General features: G+C 61.0%; 21 protein-coding genes. 5 read left to right on the top strand and 16 right to left on the bottom strand.

Annotation, left to right across the window (positions count from 1 at the left end; all coding sequences use genetic code 11):
* Positions 1–49 precede the first annotated feature (49 nt).
* The 7 genes from C0058_RS18190 to C0058_RS18160 all read right to left on the bottom strand — a co-directional run bounded on the left by C0058_RS18190 (position 50) and on the right by C0058_RS18160 (position 6,035).
* The gene (locus tag C0058_RS18190) at positions 50–1,363 is read right to left on the bottom strand and encodes an autotransporter domain-containing protein (RefSeq protein ID WP_043224814.1); all 1,314 of its coding nucleotides are present in this window, start codon (positions 1,361–1,363) and stop codon (positions 50–52) included.
* A 49-nt stretch (positions 1,364–1,412) separates the two neighbouring features.
* Complete coding sequence (locus tag C0058_RS18185; RefSeq protein WP_003217939.1) at positions 1,413–2,162, bottom strand: hypothetical protein; 750 nt, start codon at positions 2,160–2,162, stop codon at positions 1,413–1,415.
* A gap of 37 nt (positions 2,163–2,199) precedes the next feature.
* Entirely contained in the window at positions 2,200–2,880 is a 681-nt protein-coding gene (locus C0058_RS18180) for a C39 family peptidase (protein WP_003217941.1), read from the bottom strand.
* A 61-nt stretch (positions 2,881–2,941) separates the two neighbouring features.
* Positions 2,942–3,637, bottom strand: coding sequence for a hypothetical protein (locus C0058_RS18175; RefSeq protein WP_008432027.1), 696 nt, complete (start codon positions 3,635–3,637; stop codon positions 2,942–2,944).
* Positions 3,638–3,716: 79 nt separating this feature from the next.
* Positions 3,717–4,274 (bottom strand): adhesin, encoded by a 558-nt coding sequence (locus C0058_RS18170; RefSeq protein WP_102369254.1) that lies wholly within the window; start codon positions 4,272–4,274, stop codon positions 3,717–3,719.
* 1 nt (position 4,275) lies between these two features.
* On the bottom strand, positions 4,276–4,722 hold the full coding sequence (locus C0058_RS18165; protein ID WP_003217947.1) for a hypothetical protein: 447 nt from the start codon (positions 4,720–4,722) through the stop codon (positions 4,276–4,278).
* Positions 4,723–5,039: 317 nt separating this feature from the next.
* Positions 5,040–6,035, bottom strand: a complete 996-nt coding sequence (locus C0058_RS18160) for a FecR family protein (RefSeq protein WP_087694374.1) — start codon at positions 6,033–6,035, stop codon at positions 5,040–5,042.
* Positions 6,036–6,187: 152 nt separating this feature from the next.
* Here C0058_RS18160 and C0058_RS18155 point away from each other — a divergent pair, with 152 nt between their 5' ends.
* Positions 6,188–6,457, top strand: a complete 270-nt coding sequence (locus tag C0058_RS18155; protein ID WP_087694375.1) for a PepSY domain-containing protein — start codon at positions 6,188–6,190, stop codon at positions 6,455–6,457.
* Positions 6,458–6,498: 41 nt separating this feature from the next.
* On the opposite strand, the gene C0058_RS18150 is transcribed toward C0058_RS18155, so the two are convergent.
* Entirely contained in the window at positions 6,499–11,613 is a 5,115-nt protein-coding gene (locus tag C0058_RS18150) for a dermonecrotic toxin domain-containing protein (RefSeq protein WP_102369253.1), read from the bottom strand.
* Positions 11,614–11,783: 170 nt separating this feature from the next.
* Between C0058_RS18150 and C0058_RS18145 the strand changes: the two genes are divergently transcribed.
* Positions 11,784–12,821 carry an Ldh family oxidoreductase gene (locus C0058_RS18145; RefSeq protein ID WP_102369252.1) on the top strand — a complete coding sequence of 346 codons (1,038 nt, stop codon included), beginning with the start codon at positions 11,784–11,786 and terminating at the stop codon, positions 12,819–12,821.
* A gap of 40 nt (positions 12,822–12,861) precedes the next feature.
* On the opposite strand, the gene C0058_RS18140 is transcribed toward C0058_RS18145, so the two are convergent.
* Positions 12,862–13,182 (bottom strand): YqjD family protein, encoded by a 321-nt coding sequence (locus C0058_RS18140; protein WP_003217958.1) that lies wholly within the window; start codon positions 13,180–13,182, stop codon positions 12,862–12,864.
* A 175-nt stretch (positions 13,183–13,357) separates the two neighbouring features.
* On the opposite strand from C0058_RS18140, the gene C0058_RS18135 reads away from it, so the two are divergent.
* The gene (locus C0058_RS18135; RefSeq protein ID WP_003217960.1) at positions 13,358–13,609 is read left to right on the top strand and encodes a hypothetical protein; all 252 of its coding nucleotides are present in this window, start codon (positions 13,358–13,360) and stop codon (positions 13,607–13,609) included.
* Here the strand turns inward: C0058_RS18135 and C0058_RS18130 are convergent.
* From C0058_RS18130 to C0058_RS18120, 3 genes are all read right to left on the bottom strand, one after another.
* Positions 13,584–14,501: a LysR substrate-binding domain-containing protein gene (locus tag C0058_RS18130; protein WP_087694394.1), complete on the bottom strand. Its 918-nt coding sequence runs from the start codon at positions 14,499–14,501 to the stop codon at positions 13,584–13,586. The two genes, C0058_RS18135 and C0058_RS18130, sit on opposite strands and share 26 nt — an antisense overlap.
* Positions 14,502–14,556: 55 nt before the next feature.
* Positions 14,557–15,846, bottom strand: a complete 1,290-nt coding sequence (locus C0058_RS18125) for an MFS transporter (protein ID WP_102369251.1) — start codon at positions 15,844–15,846, stop codon at positions 14,557–14,559.
* Between the two features lie 66 nt (positions 15,847–15,912).
* Complete coding sequence (locus C0058_RS18120) at positions 15,913–17,301, bottom strand: M20 family metallopeptidase (protein WP_087694379.1); 1,389 nt, start codon at positions 17,299–17,301, stop codon at positions 15,913–15,915.
* 119 nt (positions 17,302–17,420) lie between these two features.
* Between C0058_RS18120 and C0058_RS18115 the strand changes: the two genes are divergently transcribed.
* Together C0058_RS18115 and C0058_RS18110 are read left to right on the top strand one after the other, a co-directional pair.
* Positions 17,421–18,305: a LysR family transcriptional regulator gene (locus tag C0058_RS18115; RefSeq protein WP_102369250.1), complete on the top strand. Its 885-nt coding sequence runs from the start codon at positions 17,421–17,423 to the stop codon at positions 18,303–18,305.
* 109 nt (positions 18,306–18,414) lie between these two features.
* The gene (locus C0058_RS18110) at positions 18,415–19,341 is read left to right on the top strand and encodes a carbon-nitrogen hydrolase family protein (RefSeq protein WP_102369249.1); all 927 of its coding nucleotides are present in this window, start codon (positions 18,415–18,417) and stop codon (positions 19,339–19,341) included.
* 255 nt (positions 19,342–19,596) lie between these two features.
* On the opposite strand, the gene C0058_RS32665 is transcribed toward C0058_RS18110, so the two are convergent.
* From C0058_RS32665 to C0058_RS18085, 4 genes are all read right to left on the bottom strand, one after another.
* Positions 19,597–19,842 carry a hypothetical protein gene (locus C0058_RS32665; RefSeq protein WP_158660299.1) on the bottom strand — a complete coding sequence of 82 codons (246 nt, stop codon included), beginning with the start codon at positions 19,840–19,842 and terminating at the stop codon, positions 19,597–19,599.
* A gap of 325 nt (positions 19,843–20,167) precedes the next feature.
* On the bottom strand, positions 20,168–20,719 hold the full coding sequence (locus C0058_RS18095) for a GNAT family N-acetyltransferase (protein ID WP_087694381.1): 552 nt from the start codon (positions 20,717–20,719) through the stop codon (positions 20,168–20,170).
* Between the two features lie 4 nt (positions 20,720–20,723).
* A complete protein-coding gene (locus tag C0058_RS18090; protein WP_003214086.1) occupies positions 20,724–21,185 on the bottom strand; it encodes an LEA type 2 family protein in 462 nt (153 codons plus the stop codon).
* Between the two features lie 13 nt (positions 21,186–21,198).
* On the bottom strand, positions 21,199–22,626 hold the full coding sequence (locus C0058_RS18085) for a nucleobase:cation symporter-2 family protein (protein ID WP_102369248.1): 1,428 nt from the start codon (positions 22,624–22,626) through the stop codon (positions 21,199–21,201).
* Positions 22,627–22,777: the final 151 nt, after the last annotated feature.

The following is a 22,777-nucleotide window of genomic DNA, read 5'->3' as shown; positions in this document are numbered from 1 at the left end:
AGCCCCGCAACGACCCTTATCGTTGCGGGGCTTTTCCCGTTGTCACGCCTTAAAAGTAGTACGGGAACTTCAGGCTGAAGCTGAACGAAGGCGCATCCGGCGTGATCCCGATGGCCAGGTTCGGCACGATGGTCAGGTTGTCGCTTGCCGCAATCGTCATGCCCACGTTGAAGTAACCCGCGTTGGCATCGCTGGAAACCACCGACTGCCAGTCGCCGCCATCCGGCTTGAGCTTGCTCTTGCGTTGCACCAGGTCGGACACCGAGAACGACATACTCATCTTCTCGTTCAGCGCAAACGCCACGCCAGCGCCGATCTGGAAGCTGTCGCCCAACTGCACTTTCCCCGGGGTCTTCTGGCCGACCTGGGAGCTGATATCGCTGAACGAGTCTTCGAAGTTGTGGGTGTACGACAGCGAGCCAAACAATACCGCCGGGTCGAAGGTCTTGACCAGCGAGATACCCGGCGTGATCGACCACACACCGTTGCCGGTGGGCAGGCTTTCCGGCACGAAGAGGTTGGTGTTGCTGGATGACTGGACCAGCTTGATCCCAAACGGATCTTCGCCGGTGGGCGCCTTGACCCGCACCGACACCACGGCATCCGGCAGGTTGACGCTCTCGTCGAGGAATTTGTAGGCAATCCCGAAGTTGACGTCGCCGATAGTCGGGTCACGCGTGACCGATTGTTCCGAGGTCGCGGTGCCGCTGCCACCGTTGGCACCACCGGACTGATAGGTCGACTCGCGGTACACCACCGGCACGTTTATATCGAACTGCCAGCGGTTGTCGAGGTTGTAGCGGCCCGTGAGGTCGACGGTCCAGTTATCCGACTTGATCCGGTCCAGGTTGATGTTGCCGAGGAAGATCGAGTCCAGCGCCAGGAAGCCGTTGAGGGTCAACTGGCGGGCATCGTAGCGGGAATAGGTGACGCCGGTTTCAAAGCTGAACTTGCCGTTGCCAAAGAACCCGCTGGCCTCGTTATACAAGTTGCTCACGCTCTGCGCCGGGGCCGAATCATCCTTGAGGGACTGGCCGTAGGACGCGCCACCGGCTGCACCGCCCGAGGCCGCAGCCGCGCCGACTCCCGGCGTGTTGCCGGCCACCGTGGTGCCGCCTTTCTGGAAGTCTGCCGGGGATTTGGCCAGGCGTTTGGGCGGCGGCGCCACCGGTTGTTCTTCCACCTGGCGTACCCGTTGCTCCAGCACTGCCAGTGCTTTTTGCTGCACTTCGTAGCGTTGCTTGAGCTCCAGCAATTCCTTTTTCAATGTGTCTATGTCGGTGTCCGGCGCGGCATACAACATGGATGCGGGCAGGAGCGTGCTTAAACAAATTACGGCACGTAACGATAGCGATCGATGCATGGAATAAGCCGTCCCTTTCTAATGCGCAAGTGTCGAGGCACAGCGTAGTTCAATAACCGTTAGGGCGTAGGCCCCTGAGCTGATTCAGGTTGAGGTTCTGCCCCAAATTGTTCAAACCGTTGTTGCCCAGCACCACATTGAGTTGGGTCATGTTGCTGACGAAGTTGCTGTTACCCTGCAAAACCGTGCCTTGCAGGACATTCCCGGCGCCGATCTGCTGCAACGAATTGCCCTGATTGTTGTTGGCCAGGATCGCCATTTGCAGCCCGCCATTGGCGGCCGACACCGTGACCTGGCCGGCACCCGTGCTGCCGGTGACCGACTGGCCAGCCACCAGGGCTTGTCCGGACTGGACGACATTGGCCGGCGACAAGCCATTCTGGTTCACATTGATATTCACGTTATTGCTGGCGGTGTTGCCATCGCCGGCGGCGCGCACGCTTTGGGTCACGCCCTGGCCGCTGCCCAGGCCGGCACCACCGACCACCGTGCCGGTGCCATTCGGCTGGTTGGGCGAGACTTTGGTGGGGCTGTCGGTTACCTGCACATAAAACTGCGGGGTGACGGTCGACGCGTTGACGTTCATGCTGGCCGAGCCGGTCACGCTGTCGCCGGCGGCATTGGTCCAGGTACTGCTCATCACGATGCCAAAACTGATGATCCGCCCCGGCATCACGTAGCGACCACGCAGGTCAGCCAGTTCCGAGTCCTTTATTTCAATCGGTTTGAACACCGATGACGCATAAGCGGGCATTGAGGCTGCCAGGCACATGACCGTCAGCCAACGGTAAGTGTTCATCGTTTGCTCCTGGAGCGTCCTGCCCCTTATTGCGCTTCTAGAAGAAGTCGCTCTGGATAAAACCGAAGTCCATCAATTCACTGTCCCGCACCGGACTGAACTCATTGATTCTGTTTTTCGCCGTCAGTGGGGTGGGCGGGTCGAGCAGCACGTTGGTCTTGTCATAACCTTCGCCCAATACCGCGAAGACGATGCCATTCCAGCCTTTGACGAAGTCGTCGCGGGCATAGCGTTTATGGCCCAGTACCGGGTCGCCGATGTACACCCAGTCCTTGTCGGCGCGCTGCATCACCACGAAGTGCTTGTAGCCGCGAATCTCCAGCAACACCACCACCGGGATCTTCACCGTGAGCAGGGTGTCTGCATTGATCCGGTAACCCCGGGCGCGCATCCCGATGCTTTCCAGGTAGCGCTTCATGTCCAACATCGAAAAGCCCTGGGTACGCACCAGGTCCTGATCGGCGTTGACCAGCATGCCCTTGATGATGTGGTCTTCATCCACATCCATCCAGTAGGCCTGGCGCAGGATGGTGGCCAGGGCGGCGGCACCGCAGCTGAAATCGGTTTTCTGTTCCACCAGGTTGGCGAACTTGCGTTCACGGATGCTCTCGACCTTCTTGAAGATCACGCCACCGCCGGGCATGGCAGCAATCGCCATTTGCCCCGCCCAAGTCGGGCCGGTGAGCAATAACAGGAGGGTGAGGGCGATGATCCGCATGATCGAATGGCCTGGAGGACACTGGAATAAAAAGGGGCCTTGTCGCCAAGGCCCTGTTGCATCAGAAACGTACGCCGGAGGAAATCACAGTGGTGTTGCCCTGCTGATTGCCCACGCCTGCAGCAATGTTGGCGCCCAGGTTGCCCGAAGAGCCATTAAGCGAGTTGTTGGCGCTGGCGTTGTTCACGACAGGCAGGTAAGTGTGGCTGCCCCATGGGCCAGACTGAGTGGCCACGGTATTGAGGAAGGTGTTGTCGACGCTGGTTTGAGTGGTGTTGCTCGAGGCAGCGGCGGCGGCACCACTGGCAGAAGCAATTGCCAGTTGGTTTTTCTGTTGGTTGAAGTTACCCGCGGCAACGCTCACACCCAGGTTGCCGGAGCTGCCGTTGGCCGAGTTGTTGAGCGAAGCGTTGTTGTGGGTAGCCACTTGCACCGAGACGTTGTTGCGGTTGTCTTGGGTAATGGTAGCTTGGGCAAACACGGCATCTGCATCACCGGCCGCAATGGCGGTCTGGTTGTCTTGTTGGTTGCCATCACCGGCTGCGATGTTGGCCTGGGCGTTGCCGCTGCTGCCGTTCAACGAGTTGTTGGCCGACGCGTTGTTCTGGGTGCCCAGGTTGAGCACGCCATTGTGGTTGCTCGATTGCGCATCGGAAACGGCGGCTACTGCAGCGGTAGGCTGATGAGTAGGTGGGTTGGCATGTGCGGCGGCAGCCATGATTGCAGCGAGAGCGAAGGCCAGTGGTTTAAGAGCCATTGTAGTTTTCATGGTATTTCCCCTTGCTTCTAATTAGTTGGTTAAGTGTTGGTACGGTCCAGCTTCGAGCTCCAATGAATCATTGGATCTGTACGTTCAGGGCGTTAGCCATGCGGTTCCCCACCCCGGCACTCTGATTCACCTGTACCACTCCACGGCTGCCGGTGAAGGCCTGGTCGCTTGTGACGACCTGGCGGCTGCCAGTGGTAGAGGTGAACCCTGAGTTTGGTGACAGCGCCACGTTCTGTTGCGACATGACGCTGTCGTCGATGCTTTGCGGGCCAGCATTCACGCTGATCCGCACCGCATTGATCATCTGGTTGCTGGCCCCGGCCGACTGGTTGACGCCCAGTACACCGCTGCCATTGCTGAAAGAGCTGCCCTGGATCGCCACCCTGGCGTTCTGGGAGCGATCGGCCGGTGCGCCGCCGATGGTCTGGCTGAGGGCGCCGCCCGCCTGGGAGTTGCTGCCCGCCGAAATCGCGCGGCTGTTGAGCTGTTGTTGCTGACTGCCGGCCGCCTGGTTGATCGAGACGATGCCGTTGTATTGCTTGCCGGAGTTGTCGATCACTGCGCTGTTGTCAGCCATGGCCGCCGAGCAGCCCAGGATCGCCAGGAACAACCAGGAATGGTTCATCTCACTGGCCTCCCATCAGGCTGCCGATATTGTTCAAAGGCGCCATGCCGCGGGAGATTGAGCCGTTGATCTGCCCCGAGAGGCTGGAGCCGCCACCATGGCCGGCCGCTGCGCCGCCACCAAGGCCTACGCCACCCCCGTTGTTGGTCAAGCCGGGAAGGTTGCCGCCAGGCAGGATGGCGCGAGTGATGCTGGAGCCGCTGCTGATGTTGGCGTAGTCGTTGTCGCTCAGCTCGCTGGTGGCCCGCAGGATCTGTGGAGAAGAATTGGCATTGACGGTGACCGGGTTGGGATCGACGCCAGCGGTGCGGCCAGCCATGTGGCCCTGGACGGTGCGCTGAATCACGATCACACCGTCGCCTGCCGCGAGCACCGGGAGGCTCACGCTGGTACTCAGTACACAGCTGATCAGCAGAAGGCTCAATGAGCCTGGATTAAGTGTCTTCACGACGGCATTCCTTATTCTTGGCGCTGACCCTAAACAGCGCTGTCAGGAAGAGAGCAGGAGCTGTGCCGCTTTTGAATTTGTGATGACATTCATGGGGTTATGAGCGCGGGAGAAAGAACGCGCAGGGGATGTGTTTCAATTGTGAGACGACAGGCCCCTGTCCAGCCCGCCTGGCAGGTGTCTCAGGGATGAAACACTGCGCGCCGTAAACCCGGCACTCCGCAGCCGGCTGTCAGCTCAGCCGGTGCAAGTGTTTCAAAAATGGACGATTTGACGCAGGCGGGATCCGGGAGGAGGGCGCAGCCCATGACCCTGGCTCAGCTCTTTGGGGTCTTGCGCGGAATCGAATTGAGTACAGGGTTGCCGTCCTGGTTCTGGGTCAGGTAGACCGGCAGGACCTTGGGCAGGGAGGGGACGAGGTTGGACACCTCGTTGATGTTGTAGATGCCACCAATGCGGATCGCGCCGGTGCCGGCGTCGGCCAGCATCACCGGTTTGCTCAGGTAGCGGTTGATCAACGGCAATGCGTCGGCCAGGGCCAGGTTGTCGAGGATCAGCTTGCCTTCACGCCAGGCCAGGGCCGTGTCGCCCGGGGCAATTGGCTGGGCCTGGGGGCTGGCATCGCCACGGTTGTAGCTGGCCTGCATCCCGGGTGACAGGCGCAGGCCGCTGTGGGCGTCGTCGCTGCTCACCAGCACCGAGCCTTGCAGCAGCATGACCCGCACATGGTCTTCGTATTTCCAGACATTGAACTGAGTGCCGGTCACTCGAACCTGGCCGTCCCCGGCGTGGACGATAAACGGATGTTGCGCGTCATGGCTGACCTTGAAAAACGCCTCGCCTTTTTTCAGGGTAACCCGACGCTGATCCTTGAAATTGCTGTAGACCAGTTCGGTGCCCAGGTTCAGTTCAACCTGGCTGCCGTCGTCAAGGGTGACCTGGCGCAAGCTGTTTTCAGCTTCGTAATGGTTGTACGAACTGGGCAGCCAGCCCGCTTCCCAGCCGGTAAAGGCCGCCAGTGGCAAGGCCACCAGGCATATCGCCGCCGCTACCGCGTAGTTCCTCAAACGGCTGCGAGGTTGTCGTCGCGCCACGACGGGGGCCGGCTCGCTGCGGGGCAAGTGATCGGCAACGTCCCAGATTTCCAGCATCGCGGCGTATTCGAAGGCATGCAGTGGATGCGCATCGTGCCACTGCTCGAAGGCCTGACGCTCCGCCGTCGTGCAATCGCCAGCGTGCAGACGCATGCACCAGTGCGCAGCGGCATCGGTGATGGCGTCGTATTCGGCTTCTGATAGGGACTTATCTGTCATTAACTCATCCTGATTTCCGACATTCTAACCTCCACAGCAGGACGGCGAGAACAGCCATCATGGCGAATGCACATCAATTGGAACTAATTCTCGTCTGCAGGGCCCTAAAAAATTCAGGACAGGTAACACTCATTCCCTAATGGAGCACGAAAATGCTTAAGAAAACCTTAGCCGCCGTTGTCGCAACCACCGCCTTGCTCAGTGCTGGAGCCGCCCTGGCGGACAAACCGGGCGCAGGCTGGATCACCATTGAGAAAGCCATCGAGACCGCCAAGGGCAAGGCCGGCTACGTCGAGATCTACAAGATCGAAGCAGATAACGATGGCTACTGGGAAGGTGAGGGGCGCAAGGCCGATGGCGTGGTCTATGAGTTCCGCATCGACGGTGAGTCGGGCAATGTGTTGCGCGATCAGAAAGACTGAATGAACTGACGGGTGCGGGCGTTCGGTCCGCACCCTGTCTGTTACGGTGTGGCTTCGGCAATCGAAGGCACGGGGTCCAACTGGCGCCCCAGGGTGGTGATCAGCAAGGTCAGTGAGTCGGCGTTATCCATCTGTGTGTTGAACCGCCGCGTCAGGTTGGTTTTGAAAATTCCCCGCGCATTGCTCAAGTCCACGCCTCCGGTCGTGGCAAGAATCTGCTGCTTGATGTAGTCATCTTCCGGGTCGGTCCCCAGATCAGACCCGGTAGCCCCCCACGCGTCCGATGATTTGAACAACTGCCCCACTGGCGTGTTGATCGAGTACGCATTCTCCTGCACGTTGCGCAGCCAGTCCTGAAGATCGCGACCGGCTTGGGTCTGTACTTCAATCAGGTCGGAAAAAGGTGATGTGGAATTGAGGTAGGCGACGTCGGCGGTATTGCTCACGATATGAGTCAACTCATGAATCAAGGTGGTCGCGCGGGCATGGGCTCTTTGGTCGAAGTGATTGATCAGGCGCCCTTCGAAATCGGCCGTAGGCGGGTTGAAGAAGTTTTCAGTGAGGTAGATGCGTCGATCCGGGTCGCCGTCGATGGTAAACGCCCAGTGCCGTTCGGGTTCGGCAATATGCGCACCGGAGACGAAACGCCGGGAATTGAGCGAGTAGAGTGTCGGCTCCAGCGCCTCATCGAGGAGGGCGGTCACCGTGTCCATGAGTTTTTGCGCGAGGATTGGCGGAAATTTGGCCGGGCCGGTGTCGGCGTCTATCGGGATGCCGAAGAAGCGGTTGATGAAGCGATGCACCCGGGTCACGGGCGGATACTGGTGGTCGAGCAGCTTCAGGTTCTGCTGGCAGTTGTGCAGGTAGAAGGTTGCCAGGTCCAGTGCCTCGACGATCGCCTGGGCCCTGGAGGGCGACACACGCCGAATCTCGGCCAGGCCGCGGGCCTCGACGTTCATCACCTGGTCCACGGCTGTCCGCACCTCACGGCGGTCCATCATTGCACTCCATCCGGGGCCGTGGCGGCGAACCGATGCGCCCGGGTCCAGGGTCCATTTGCGGTTGGCATCCAGGCGCACAAACGGTCCTTTGGACCGTGCACTGAAAAGCCGCCAATGGCCTTCGACCTGCCTGGCGCGGTAGACCTTGCCTGCGCACGGCAGGTAATGCCGGTTGTCCGTCGCTGTGTAGACGCCCGTGTTGCCTGCCGTCAGGCCCTCCAGGCTGATGTCGCAGGTTTCGTACGCTTGCAGCCGGGTTCGGGCCCGGGCGGTGACGTCGATGTCGTGCCAGGCACTGGCCGTTTGCGTCGGCGCGGGTTGCGCGGGGGCGGGGCCTGGTGTCGAGGGTTCATCCATCAATGCGCGGATCGAAGCCATTTGCGCGACACCGCCGATGAAGGTTTGCAGCGCCTCGCGCCAGCGGTGTTGCTGCAAGTCTTCGGCAGAGGCCTGGAACAGTTTGTAGCTTTGCCAGATCACCAGCGGCACCATCAGTTTGCCCGGCAGCAACGCCTGCGCGTGCTGCAGTCCGCTGCTGAACAAGGCTTTGAGGGTGTCCCAGGCTGACCGGCCGTTGGCCTGGGATTGCTGTTCAAACAGGTTCGAGATCAATCCGATGTTGTCGCGGTACAACTGCTTGAGCGCGTGGCCCTTGATCGGATTGGCCCCCAGGGTGATTTCCGAGGTTCCCCCGACCGTGCTGGCCCAGAGGTGTCTATACGTGGCTTGCTCAGCCTCTGGCAGGCGACCGATCACCCAGTCCTGCAAGGGGCCGGGCAGGTTGAGCCGGCGAATCAAATCGGCCTCGTTGTCGAACTCCTGGAACGCCTGTTGCGGCCCATAGGGCGCATACATCACCAGCGGAGTGCTTTCGACGGCACTGATCAAGTAGACCCCAAGGGCCTTGATGGACCGGGCCCCCGCCGTGGCGATCAACTCCAGCGGACGCACTGTCGAGGTCGCGCCCTCGACCGCTGCGCGGGCGAGCGCGTCCGGCATGTCGAGGACCTGTTCGACCAGGCTCAGGCCCGCGGGTGATAACAGTTCCTGCAGCCTCAGCGCGTGGGCATTTTGCAACAGTTGCCAGGGCAGTTGCCGAATAAACCGGCGCTCCCGCACGTCTGCGCCCGGCTTGCCCGGGGTGAGTTTTTCGACTAGGCAAGCCTGGTGGTCCTGCTTGAGGGGCAGGCGCGCGAGGATCTGGCGCACCACAGCAGGTGTCAGGCCGGCGGCTGTGGACTCGACATCGAATGCAGCAGCTTGCTGGCTGACGTGATTGAGGGCGTAGTCCACCAGGTTCTGCCGCTGGCCGGCCAATACCAGCTTGGGCAGGATGTAGACGTCTTGCGGGCGCACGTCATAGGGCTGCAACAAGTCGATGAGCTTGCTGCCGAGATACGCTGGCAGCGGCAGGAAATCGTCAAGGTAGTCCTTGTCGTCCGTGAGGCTGTGGCGGTATTGCTCAAGGATTTCGACATGGCGACGCTGTTGGCTGACAGACGCCATCCCCAGCCAGGCGGGCAGTGATTGTTGTGCCATGAAGGTCTGGGCGATTTGTGAGGCATGGCTCAGGTCGTTGGCCGGCAAGGCCTTTTCCAGCCCCCCGAGACGCTTCAGCAAGGCGTCCCCTGAGAGCGTCAGGGTGAGGCAGTGAGCCCGTTGTGCCCTGTAATGATCAATCCAGGACTGCTGGCAGTGCTGTGCGACTGCGCCGTTGATCAGCATGAACTGACCGAGTGCGCAGGCCTGGTGCGGTTTGAGATAGCGCGGGTCGAGATTGGCCAGTAGCTGCCTGCGAAGGTCCGGGGCGGCCAGTCGTCGTTGCAGTTCTGTCTGCAATTGGCTGACGTTGGCGAAACTCTCCAGGCCGCGCGCCGGCGTCCACAGCACGGCCCGGCCTGAGTGGGACGGGGCCAGGCCGCCGCGTTCGGTGAGCATCAAGCAATGCGCCAGGGGCACCCGTTGCGTCAGGCCCTCAGGTTCGACGGTCAACGCATAGGCATCCGGGATGAATCCACCCAGGCCCTGGCGCCGGCGGCGATCAGGGTGTTGAAGATCAAACACCGTTTGCACGATCGCCTCATCACGCGCGTCCAGGCTGTTGTTGAGGCGCCTGAGCCTGGCTTCGCCCTGGATCGCCACCGCCATGGCATGGGCCATCGGCGCCTTGAGCTGTTCCAGGTATTCGCGGGGAATATCGGCAATGTTGGAGTGATGAAACTTGACCAGTGCGGCATCGAGCGCCGCGTTGGCTTGCGCTATGTCCAGGCCGCCCAGCGGTGTGACAGCCCCATCGCCCTGGCTGGCGTAAAGGCCATAGTGCGGCGTTTGCGGAATCGGCCCGCGCTTGTGTATCAGGCGCGCAAGAAAGTAACTGCGCAGGCTCTGGCTTTCCAGGGGCGCAGTGGCGGGTGTCGCGCTTGCGCTGGCGGCGTAGCGATTGACGTAGATCTTGCCGGGATCGTGGCCAGCCAAGCCGCGGCGGTTGAACTCGGCGGTGAGCGCCTGATTGACGGTGTTGGCCAATGTGGGTTGCGCTCGCACCTGGGTTGCCAGCGTGTCCTGGATATCGGTCATCTGCTTTTGCAGCAGGGCGGCACGTTCGGCGGCCAGCGACACCGGGCGAGTCGGGTCGGCCAGTACCGAATGAGGCGTCCAGCGTCCCGCGGTATCCAGGCCCGGGAGGTGGCTGTCGATCATGTACCGCACATCCAGCGCGTAGTCGAGCAAGGCAGAGGGGTCAATGCCGGCGCGGGTGCGTCGGTACAGGTCGAGTGCGTAGCGTAGGTTCTGTTGCTGCTTGCCGATGATGGTTTCGAGCACCTGCTCAAACAGATTGCCGGCGATGGGAGTACCGGAAAACTGCGGCGTCTTGAACCCTACAAACAGCGCCCGCTCCTCCAGGGACATCAGGTTGTAGAGGTCGTCTTCATAGCCTGGCGCCTTGACCATGGCCTTGAGGGTGTCCATCAGGTCGTCGTAGGTCCCGAGCACCTGCAGGCCCTTCTCGGGGGTGTAGAGAAAGGTCTGCGAATTGCCGATCATCAAGGTGCTGGCCAACTCGACGGCGTTGCTCGGCTGCTCCCAGATCTGTACGTTCTCGACGCGCAGCGTCTGGCTGTTCGGGGGGGCCTCGTTACCCCGGGAAGAGTACAGCGCTGCCAATGCGCGGCTTTGCTCCGGACTGATGATGGATTGCTGGCGCTTGAACAGCAGATCCAGTTGCGCATTGGCGGCCATGGCCCGGGCGAACCAGGCCCGACGCGACACGCCCGGTGCGATCTCGCTGTTCCAGAACGTCTCCAGTGCACTGTGCAGGAACGGGATCAGTTGGCCGGCGGCTTGTTTGATCGCGGTTTCCCAACGCTGCGTGTCGCGGGCCTTGGCGTCGGCAGGCCGCTTGGGGTGGAAAAACTCCCGGGTTTGCCCGGCGGGCCAGGCTTGTTCACGGTAGTACAACAGCACCGCGTCATTGAGTTGCAGCGAGTCGAGCCAGCGAGGCACCGTGTGCCCAACGGGCTCTTTGGCGAAAAAACTCACGTGGGCTTCGCCGGGGCTGAGCCCGGGGAACAGTGGGCGGCAGACGCTTTCGAGCAGTTTTGAAAGCAGGGCGCCGAGGGCGGGCAACTGTTTCAACGCCGCCAGCAGCGCCTGGCGATTATTCTCCTGATAGCGCCTGAGGGTTTTTTCCTGTTCACCCAATACGTCGCCGAGCATGGCCTCCGGTGTCAGCACCAGTCGGTTGTCGAGTAGCGGCGATGGTTGTTGCTGCAAGGGCAGGAAGTACAGCAGTTGCGTGGCGCTGTCCGGGGTTTTCAAGCGCTCGGTCAGTGCTGTCAGCAAGTGGGCGGGGCTGTCGAATTTTTCCAGGCCGCCGTACGGGGTGTAGAGCCAGGCATGTGGGTAGGCGCTGGTTGAACTCATCATGAAGCTGCCGGCCAGTTCGACGGCATTGGCAGTGCTTTTATTCAACCAGATGCGCTGCGCGATCATTGGCGGCGACTGTTGGCGACGGCCTGCATCGCTGGCAAAAAACACCTTGCCGAGAAACTCGATGTCCCTGCTGTCGATGTTCAGCTGGCGCTCACGGTCCAGCGCCCTCCAGCCCACGCGCATGGCTTCGGGGAAAAAATACGGGAGAGGGGTGTGGCTCATCATCCTGATCCTTGAAGAGTTGCGTGCCTGCAACCTATCCAGGCCTGGCGCCACGAGGGGCTAGATATGTCTGGCGCTCCCTGTCGACAGCCATGGGGCAAACCCTGTCTAATCGACGGACCGATTCTTGTACGCTGTCGCCCATTCCAATAATTAAACGGGAGCTTCAGATGTCTGCATCGCCTTTGGATGTCGAGTCTTCATCAGAGCGACTCAGTTATGCGCAATTGACCGACCTGCTGCGCCAGGTGTTTGTCCGCCACGGTACGTCGGCCGATGTGGCCCAGGTGCTGGCCGAGAACTGCGCCAGCGCCGAGCGCGACGGTGCCCACAGCCACGGTGTATTCCGTATCCCCGGTTACGTCTCGACCCTGGCCAGTGGCTGGGTCAACGGCAAGGCGGTGCCGGTGGTCGAGGATGTGGCCAGCGGATTTGTGCGGGTGGATGCCGGCAACGGCTTCGCCCAGCCCGCACTGCAAGCCGCCCGCCCGTTGTTGGTGGAAAAGGCCCGCAGTGCCGGGATTGCCTTGCTGGCGATCCATAACTCCCACCACTTCGCGGCGCTTTGGCCGGATGTCGAGCCCTTCGCCGAAGAAGGCCTGGTGGCCTTGAGCGTGGTCAACAGCATGACCTGCGTGGTGCCCCACGGCGCCGACCGCCCGCTGTTCGGCACCAACCCCATTGCCTTCGCCGCGCCCCGCGCCGATGGCCTGCCGATCGTGTTTGACCTGGCCACCAGCGCTATCGCCCATGGCGACGTGCAGATTGCCGCGCGCAAGGGCGAGCGCCTGCCGCCGGGCATGGGCGTGGACAGCCTCGGCCAGCCGACCCAGGACCCCAAGGCGATCCTCGAAGGCGGCGCACTGCTGCCGTTTGGCGGGCACAAGGGGTCGGCCCTGTCGATGATGGTCGAGCTGCTGGCCGCGGCCCTCACGGGCGGTAACTTCTCGTTTGAGTTCAACTGGTCCGATCACCCCGGCGCCCGCACCCCATGGACCGGCCAACTGCTGATCGTGATCGACCCGAGCAAGACCGCCGGGCAGAGCTTCGCCGAGCGCAGCCAGGAGCTGGTGCGACAGATGCATGCGGCAGGGTTGCGGCGTTTGCCGGGGGATCGGCGCCATCGCACACGGGCGAAGTCGCAGGCAGGCGGGATCGAGATCGAAACGCAGGAATTGAGTCGGTTGCGGGTGTTGGCACAGGCCTGAAGCGAGCTGCGCCCGGGGAGGGCGCAGCCGTTGCATCAGATCAGTTGCGGCGGCCCAGCAACAGGCCGACTACCAGGCCAAACCCGGCGGAAATCGCCACGGTCTGCCATGGGTGGCCACCGATATAGGTTTCGGTGGCATCCACCACCGGCTTGCTGCGCTCGCGCACGTTGGACACCGAGTCCAGCGCCTGCTTGAGCTTGATGGCGACCTGTTCACGCAGGGTTTCACCTTCTTCCCCCACCAGTGACGCGCTGCTTTTGAGCAGCTTGTCCGATTCTTCGATCAGTGCGGTCAGCTCACTGAAGGCTTGGTCCTTGATTTGGTCTTCGACGGCTTGGGCGGCAGATTTGCGAGCCATTGGGTTAACTCCTTGCGGGTGAATGTGGCAACGAATGCGCTTGATGAAGAATGGAGTGTTTGAAGCGGGCAAAAGTTGCAGTTTTTTTCCTGTGGTCAGCTTAGGAGAAATCCAGGCCAGGAAATTTCAACCTACAGTGTAAGATGTCACCTATTTGTGCAGCAGGTAATTCAACATGAGCTTCAATCTGGCCAACAAGCCCCTCGCCGAGCGCGCCGCGCTGGAAGATGAAAAGTCCCGTCTCTACGACCTCTGGCAAAGCAACCTGGGCAAGGCCAAGGGCGAGGCCGCCCGCCTGTTTGGCGAACGCGCCAAGCGCAAGGGCAAATGGGCCGAATGGGTGCGTGCAGAACTGGACGGCATGTCACCGCCGGAGTTCTCGAACATGGTGCGCAGTGAAGTCAATCGCCTGATGGCGGCGAAGTAAAACAAGCCTCGATTGCCTCGCGCACCTTGAGCAGCAACGGATCCAGTTGCGCCTGGGTGCGCCAGCCCAGCTCCACCGGGTAACGCGGCAGCGCCAGCGGGCAAGGCAGCTCCCTCAGTCCGGTCATCTGCGCGATGGCCTGGGCCGCATGGCCGGGGATGGTCGCCACCGCCTGGCTGCCCTTGAGCAGGAACGGCAGCGCCGCGAAGTGTGTGGTCGAGGCACCTACGTGGCGGCTCAGCCCCTGCGCGGCCAGGCCCTCGTCGGTGATCCCGATAAACCCGCCGGATGACACCAGCACATGCTCGCGCCTGACGAACTCGTCGAGGTCGATGGCCTGTTGTCCCGGCGCCAGGCTGTCGGGGTCCACCAGGCACGCGTAATGGCCTTCCCCCAATACCTGCCGGCTCAACCGGCGCTCGGCAAACCCGCCGGCGGTGATTGCCAGGTCCAGGCTGCGGTCGAGCAGGGCGTCGGCAACGATCTGGCTGTGGGTCTGGCGGAACATCAACCGCAGCTTTGGCGCACGCCGGGCAATCTCTTCAATCAGCCGCCGGCCGTAGGCGATTTCGAAATCATCCGATAACCCCACCACCACCGAACGGCCCTGATAGTGATTGCCCAGGGGATCCACCATCGCCAGGCTCTGGCGGCAGCGATCCAGGGCTTCGCTGATCACCGGCTTCAACTGATTGGCCCGCAAGGTGGGCGCCAGGCCCCGGCCGGTACGCACGAACAACTGATCGCCGTACACATCGCGCAAGCGGCGCAGGGCTGCACTGATCGCCGACTGCGTGACGCCAAGACGCAGGGCGGCACGGCTGGCACTGGATTCGTCGTGCAGGGCCTCGAAGGTTTTCAGCAGGTTGAGATCGACGTTGGCGATATTCATCAGGCTCATATCATGTGACTGGATATGCCCTGAATATATAACGTCCCGCCAGGTGCTACACCAGGCGCAATGTTCTCTTTGCCACCACGAGCGCGCCAATGCTGAGGGCAGCCGCCGCTATCAGGTAAAAGCTCGGCGCCAGCTGCGAGCCGGTCAGCGCGATCAACCCGGTTGCAATCACCGGTGCAAAGCCACCGAATATCGTCACGGCCAGGTTGTAGCTGAGTGACATGCCGGTCACCCGGGTGCGTACGGGAAATACATCGGCCATAAGTGATGCCAGTGGGGCGAAGTAGACGGCCTTGATCAACGCCATCATCGACACCACCAGCAACAACGAGGTGGCGCTCGGTACTCTGTTGAGCCAGGCGAATGCCGGAAAGATTACGAGGATGTAGATGCTCGAGGCCCACAACATGATTTTGATCCGGCTGACATAACCGGTGATGAACCCTACAACCGGCGTCACCACGGTCAGGATGATCCCGCCCGTCAGCGTGGCCAGGAAGCCTGTGGACTGGGGAATGTCCAAGGTGGTCGAGGCATAAGACGGCATGTACTTGATCATGAAGTTGGACGCCGTCGACACGATCAGCACGCCCATCGCCACCAGCAACAAGGTCTTCTGCGAGAGCAGCACTTCCCGCAACGGCCGTGAGCCCGGCTGGCTTTCCTTGAAATCGGGCGACTCATCCACCGTGCGGCGGATGTACAGGCCCACCGGGGCGAGGATCAGCCCGAAGAAAAACGGCACGCGCCAACCCCAGTCGAACATCTGTTGATCATTCAGGCTGATGGTCAGGAAGTAGCCGAACAATGAGGCGATGACCACGCCAAAGCCCTGGCTTGCAAACTGCAGGCTCGCGACAAAGTTACGGGTCTTCTGCGGTGCATGCTCCATCATGAACGCGGTGGAGCTGCCGAACTCACCACCGGCGGAGAAACCCTGGAGCAGGCGGGCGAACAGAATACCGATCGGCGCAATAATCCCGATAGTTGCATAGCTGGGCATCACGGCAATCATCGCCGTCCCTATCAGCATCAGCATGATGGACAGCGTCAACGCCTTCTTGCGTCCCTGCCGGTCGGCATAGGAACCGAGCACGGCAGCGCCCAGTGGCCGGATAAGAAATGAAAGGCCGAAGGTCGCGAAGGCCAGGAACAGCGACACGGCCGGGTCGGCGGCCGGGAAAAATACCTTGCTGATGGTCAGCGCAAAATAGGCGTACACCGACAGGTCGAACCATTCAAGCGTATTACCGATCAAGGCCGCGCCAATGGGTTTCCAGAGGGGCGTGGCCTTTGCGATCGTGGGTGAAACGGTGGGGGACGATAACGCTGTCATTCTTGACGCTCCTGATTTTATAGGGGGGTGAGCGGCAGATAAAAAGGGTCGGCGGACCCCGATTTTTTATTGTGGTTTGAAGGGGGCGAGGTGACCCAGGTCCCAGAACAGCGAGGTCATGATTTGCAGCCCTTCGAGGACTACCGAGCCCAACAGATGCTCATCCGGCGCATGTTGTGAACACCCGGGGTAGGAGTGCGGTATCCACAAGGTGGGCAAACCCAATATGTCCGCGAAAATATCGTTGGGCAGGGTGCCTGCAAGGTTCGGTAACACGGCAACGGGCCGGTGGGTGGCATCGGCGATCGACTGTTTGGCGAAGCGTACCCAAGGGTTGTCAGGGTCCAGGCGACTGGCCGGTGTGCAACGGTCAATCACGATATCGACCTGTTGAAACCCCTCGGCATCCAGGTGTTGGCGCAGCAGCTTTTGCAGATTCTGCCAGTCAGTGCCGACCACAAATCGCAACTGGCAATGCGCGGTGGCGCGGGGTGGAATGGCGTTGACCGGTTTGGTCGGATTGCCTGCGATAAACGCAAGGATCTCCACCGTGTTCCAGCCGAAGAGTCGTTCACCCAGGGTCAGGCCAGGCTCGCCCCAATCAACATCCAGTTCCCGGCCCAGGGAGCGCGGATGGATGTCCAAGTCGCGGATGGCTTCGCGTACGGAGTCGGGTATGGCGTCAGGCACCAGCGTTCGGCAGCGAATACGACCGTCCTTGTCCACCAGGCTGGCTAGCGCATTGGCCAATACTACGGCGGGGTTGGACATCACACCGCCCCAGTTACCGGAGTGAAGGCCCTTGTCGCGTGCGTTGACTTCCAGGGAAAACAACGCGGAACCTCTGGAACCGAGGAATATTGTCGGGCGACTGTCGTTCAAGCGCGGCCCGTCGGAGGCGATGAACACATCGGCTTGCAACAGCTCCCGGTGCAGAGTGCAAATCTCCCGCAGCCCGGGAGAACCGCATTCTTCGCCGGTTTCGAACAGCACTTTGACGTTAAAGCCCAAGCGCCCCTCACGTTGCTTGATGACGTGCTCGAGGGCAGTCAGGTTGACGCTGTGCTGGCCCTTGTTGTCCGCGGTGCCTCGGCCATACCAACGATCACCTTCCACGCTCAACGCCCAAGGGCTGAGGCCCTCGCGCCATTGCTCGTCATACCCGAGCACTACGTCGCCATGTCCATACGTTAATACCGTAGGCAAATCAGCCCCTTCGTGGCGTGAGGCGAACAGCAACGGGCCGGCGCCCGACGGGTTATCGAGCATCTGGCATTCAAAACCCATTGCGATCAGCGCTGGTTGTATTTCCTGTTGCAGGTACCGCGTCAGTTCGTGCGCCTGGCCGGGGTTCTGGCTTTCGCTGCGAATGGCAATCCTGCGACGCAGATCGGCTTCAAAATGGCCTTCGGCCAGGTACTGGCGAACATTCGCGAGCGCTTGTTGCTTGGACATGGCAGTTCCGGTGCGGGCTGAGGTTCAATCCAATATAGAAGTCATGCATCGGTGTGTATATTGCTGTTTTTTGACGTTTGCCTTCTAATAAATAGATCCCTGGGTAAAGGAATCAAACTGTGGATTATCGTTATTTCCTGGCCGTATTCGATACAGGATCACTGGCTGCTGCCGGCGAACGCTTGCACATCGCGCCCAGTGCGGTCAGTCGCCAGATCTCCCTGTTGGAAGAAACCATCGGGGTTCCATTGTTCGAGCGCCGGCCAAGGGGCATGCAGCCCACAGCGGCCGGCAATGCCTTGGCCGATCACGCACGGCGTGCCTTGCTGGAGGAGCAAAGCCTGCTCTCGGAGCTACGGGCGGGCGATTATCCGGGCGCGAAAGTGGTTCGGCTGGTGTCCACCGAGGGGCTGTCCCGTTATTTCCTGCCTCAGGTGCTGATCCGGCATTATCAGCAAAATCCCGTTTTCCAGTATGTGCTGGAAGTGATGTCGCCTCACGAATGCGCGGATAAAGTGAGACGCGGCGAAGCCGATGTGGGGTTGGTATTCAGTACCGAGCCTGTCGAAGGGGTTGAAGTGCGGCATTCCAGTCGCTCGCCGATCCGCGCGGTGATGCGGGTGGGGCATCCACTGGCGGCGGTCAGGCAACTGTCCCTTCGATCGCTGTCCGCTTACCCGTTGGCGCTGACGCCAAAAGGCTCTACCCAGCGGCAATTGTTCGACCTGGTTTGCCAGATGGAAGGGCTGACGTTCAATCACGTAATGACCTGCAATTATTCGGGCGCCATCCATGAATTCGTTCGCAACACGGACACCATCGCGTTTGGTGGGGCGATCAGTCATCGGGCGAATGGGAGCGACGAGCTGACCTCGGCTGCGCTGTCGAACCCGCAGTTTTCAGACCGGGCAATTCAAGTCCTGACCATGCCCAAGCGTGCTTTGCCGGCGGCGCTGGAGCGGTTTATCGAGAGTCTTGTCGGATTCCTGAAGGACGCTGACTGATGGATGATGATATTCATATGGCTCATATCAGTTAGCAGCGAAGCGGGCTTTATTCATGATTGCCGCTGGCCGGAGAATGGGCAACCCCCATTGATACGGAGTGATCGTGATGCCTGTTTCTACCGTGGCTGCGCTGCAAATCGGTTCCTTGCCGGGTGGCAAGGCTGAGACCCTGGAACAGATCCTGTCCTACGAGGACGAAATCCTGCGCAGCGGTGCGCAACTGGTGGTGATGGCGGAAGCGTTGCTCGGGGGTTATCCCAAAGGTGAAGGCTTCGGCACCCAGCTGGGGTATCGCCTGCCTGAAGGGCGCGAGGCCTTTGCGCGGTATTTTGCCAATGCGATTGATGTGCCGGGTGTGGAGACCGAAGCGCTGGCCGGCTTGTCGGCGCGCACCGGGGCGAGCCTGGTGTTGGGTGTGATTGAGCGCAGTGGCAGCACGTTGTATTGCACGGTGCTGTATTTCGAGCCGGTGGGCGGGTTGGTGGCCAGGCATCGCAAATTGATGCCTACCGGCACTGAGCGGCTGATCTGGGGCAAGGGTGATGGTTCGACGTTGCCGGTGGTTGATGCCGCGGTAGGGCGCATCGGCGGCGCCGTGTGCTGGGAGAACATGATGCCGTTGTTGCGCACCGCGATGTACGCCAAGGGTGTGGAAGTGTGGTGCGCGCCGACGGTGGATGAGCGGGAAATGTGGCAGGTGAGCATGCGGCATATTGCCCATGAGGGGCGGTGTTTTGTGGTGAGTGCGTGTCAGGTGCAGGCGTCACCCCAGGCGTTGGGCGTGGAGGTGGCGAACTGGCCGGTGGATCGGCCTCTGATCGCGGGGGGCAGTGTGATTGTCGGGCCCATGGGGGACGTTCTTGCCGGGCCATTGCTCGGTGGGGCGGGGTTGCTGGTGGCGCGGATTGATACGGATGATTTGGTGCGGGCGCGGTATGACTATGATGTGGTTGGGCATTATGCCCGGCCGGATATTTTCGAATTGACCGTGGATGAGCGGGTTAGGGCGGGGGTGCGGTTTATTGTTGACTGAGTACATATCCGTTTCTTCGGTAACGGCGGCTTATGGTTCCGCTCTTACAGCGGCTCACTTTGGAAAAGCCCCAAAGTAAGCAAAGGGCTCTGCCCCGCCTGTCGGCACCTCGCCTAGGCTCGGTGTTCCCTCACTCCGGCATTGCTCCGCGGGCCGCCGCGACGGGCCATCCATGGCCCGGCGCGGCTAAACCGGCGTCCTGCCGGTTTACCCGCTCCGCAATACCTGCGTTCGGCCTCGGGCTTATTGGGGCAGTCAGATCAAAATCAAAAGCAAAAGCAAAAGCACAGCGGCCTCCCGGCCGGCTTGAGTGTTGAAGAGCAAATCAAAAGCTAAAGCGGGCACGGTCCAAATGTGGGAGCGGGCTTGCTCGCGAAGGTCGTTAACGATGACGCTGGCATCCTGATTCAACGCGGCGCTCTCAGGTTTTTCGCGAGCAAGCCCGCTCCCACAGAAAAGCAGATCTGTTTTCGCTCTGGTTTTTGCTTTTGCTTTTAACACTCAAGCCGGCCGGGAGGCCGCTGTGCTTTTGATCTGCTTTTGATCTTGATCTTGGGCGCCCCGTTAAACCACGCTGGCCGAACGCAGGCTTTGGAGCGTGGGTAACCCGGCAGGACGCCGGGTTAGCCGTCCTGGGCCAAGGATGGCCCATGACGGCGGCCCACGGTCCAAAGCCGGAGTGAGGGCACACCGAGCATTAGCGAGGTGCCGAGTGGTGGGGCAAGAGCGTTTTGCTTACTTTTGCGCTTTTCAAAAGTGAGCCGCTGTAAGAGCGGAACCCATATCAGCCGTTACCCAAATAACGGATATACACCCAAAACCCACCTCAGCCCCGCCGACTCCCCAGCCATTCCTCCCGGGTAATCTCCCAGATATCCTTGGGCAAACTCCCAGCGACAAACTGCCCCTCATCGGTCCTGACCAACCGCATCCCCGTCCGCTCGGAAATCCTGCGAGACGCCACGTTCGGCGCCGCTTTGGGCACCCGCATCACAGGCCGCTCCAGCACCTCAAACCAATACTCAGTCACCGCCGCACTGGCCTCGGCCATCAACCCCTGGCCCTGCCACTGCGGCGCCAGCCAAAAGCCGCGGTTGTTGTCCACCTCATCCATCAGGCTGACATTACCAATCAACACCCCAGGCGCGCTTTTCAGGCGGATCGACCAATGCCACTCCTCACCCCGGGCCATCGCCGGCAATGCAACCTGCTCCAGATAGCTGCGCGCACCATCCGCCGGGTACGGCCAGGGCACCAGGGCATTCAGGTAACGCACCACTTCCCAATGCGGAAATTGCTGCTGGACACCCTCGGCATCCTCCAGCGTCAACGGCCGCAGGATCAGCCGTTCGGTATACAGCGTAGGTTGCGCATCCATGTCGTTACCAAGTGGCAGTGTTGGGAAAGTCCAGGGTCCCGCGATCCACAAAACGCATGGTGCCAAACAGGCCACCTGCGAGTTTCCCGCGCAACACGTACGGCAGGTTATTCAAACTCTGGGTCTGGCTCAAGCCAAGGGTCTGGCGCAACACGGAAAACGCCGAAACGCTCACCGGCACCGTCAGCACCGTCTCCGAAAAGCGTGGGATCGAGCCACCCTGGTCACTCACCCCGGACGCCAGCGGCCGGCCATTGACCTCCAGGTCCAGGGCCACGCCGCTGTAGTCGATGGCGGTTTCATTCGGATTTTGTATCCGCAGCTTCACCGCGAAACGCACTTCCAGGTCCTGGCTCTGCAGCGGCTCGATGCCCACCACGTTGATGTTCACCGGGTCGCGATTGGGAAACAGCGCGCACGCGCTCAGGGTGAGTAGCAGCAGTGACAAAACCATGAGCTTGCGCATAAAACGGGTTCTCCTATTTCGTGACGTCCGGGTCCTGCATCACTTTGAGGGTGGAGGCTTCCGGATCAAATTCATCTTCTTCCAACTCTATGAACTCCTCAGGCAGGAAGATGTTCAGCACGATAGCGCAGAACGCCCCCACGGTGATTGGCGACTCGAAGATGTTGTGCAGTGCCTTGGGCAGCTCGCGCAGTACTTCCGGCACTGCCGCCACACCCAGGCCCATGCCCAGGGAGATCGCCACGATCAGCACATTGCGCCGGTGCAGCCCGGCTTCGGCGAGGATCTTGATCCCGGCCACGGCCACGGTGCCGAACATGATCAGCGTGGCGCCACCGAGTACCGGCTTGGGCATCAGTTGCAACACCGCGCCGATCATCGGGAACAGCCCCAGCAGCACCAGCAGCCCGGCAATGAAGTACGCCACATAACGGCTGGCCACGCCGGTCAACTGGATCACCCCGTTGTTCTGGGCGAAGGTCACCATCGGCAAGCTGTTGAAGGTGGCCGCCATCACCGAGTTGAGGCCGTCGGCCAGCAGGCCGGACTTGATGCGCTTGATGTACAGCGGACCCTTGACCGGCTGTTGCGAGATCATCGAGTTGGCGGTCAGGTCACCGGCGGCTTCCAGTGGCGAAATCAGGAAGATCACCGCCACCGGGATAAACGCCACCCAGTCGAACGAAAAACCGTACTTGAACGGCACCGGTACGCTGATCAGTGGCAACTGGGGCAGGGCGCCCAGGTCGACGCGGCCCATCCACCAGGCCACCACAAAACCCAGGGTCAGGCCGATCACGATCGAACCCAGGCGCAGGAACGGGTTGTTGAAGCGGTTGAGCACCACGATGGTCAGCAGCACCAGGGCCGCCAGGCCCATGTTGCCGGCGGCGCCCAGGTCACTGGCGCCATAACCGCCGGCCATGTCGGTGACGGCCACCTTGATCAGCGACAAACCCATCAAGGTAATGATGGTGCCGGTGACCACCGGGGTGATCAGCTTGCGCAGCTTGCCGATGAACTGGCTGAGCACCACTTCGATAAACGCCGCGAAAAAGCAGATGCCGAAGATCGTCGACAGGATCTCATCGGTGCCGCCGCCCCGGGCCTTGACCATGAAGCCGGCACTGAGGATCACGCTGATAAACGAAAAACTGGTGCCTTGCAGGCACAGCAGGCCCGAACCCACCGGGCCGAACTTGCGGGCCTGCACAAAGGTGCCGAGCCCGGACACAAACAACGCCATGCTGACCAGGTACGGCACTTCGCTTTCCAGGCCCAGCACGCCGCCGACGATCAGCGTCGGGGTGATGATCCCGACAAAGCTGGCCAGCACGTGCTGCAGGGCGGCAAATATCGCCGCGCTGAAGTGCGGACGGTCCTCGAGGCCGTAGATCAGGTCGGATTTATAACGGGGGCGAGGGGTTTGAGTGTCAGACAAAATACGGGCCCGGGTAGGAAAAAGGAGGCGCAGGATGCCAGAAAGTGCCAGTTGTCAGAAGTGTGAAAAAATATTTCGAAACATCCCCCATTAAATCCTCAAGCCGGCCGATAACGTTGTAGGCACCACATACCTATTAAAACAGTGGCGC

This window comes from Pseudomonas sp. NC02, assembly GCF_002874965.1.
Lineage (GTDB): Bacteria > Pseudomonadota > Gammaproteobacteria > Pseudomonadales > Pseudomonadaceae > Aquipseudomonas.
Note: the sequence above shows the minus strand (reverse complement) of the source record. Positions and strands in the feature narration are given on the sequence as shown.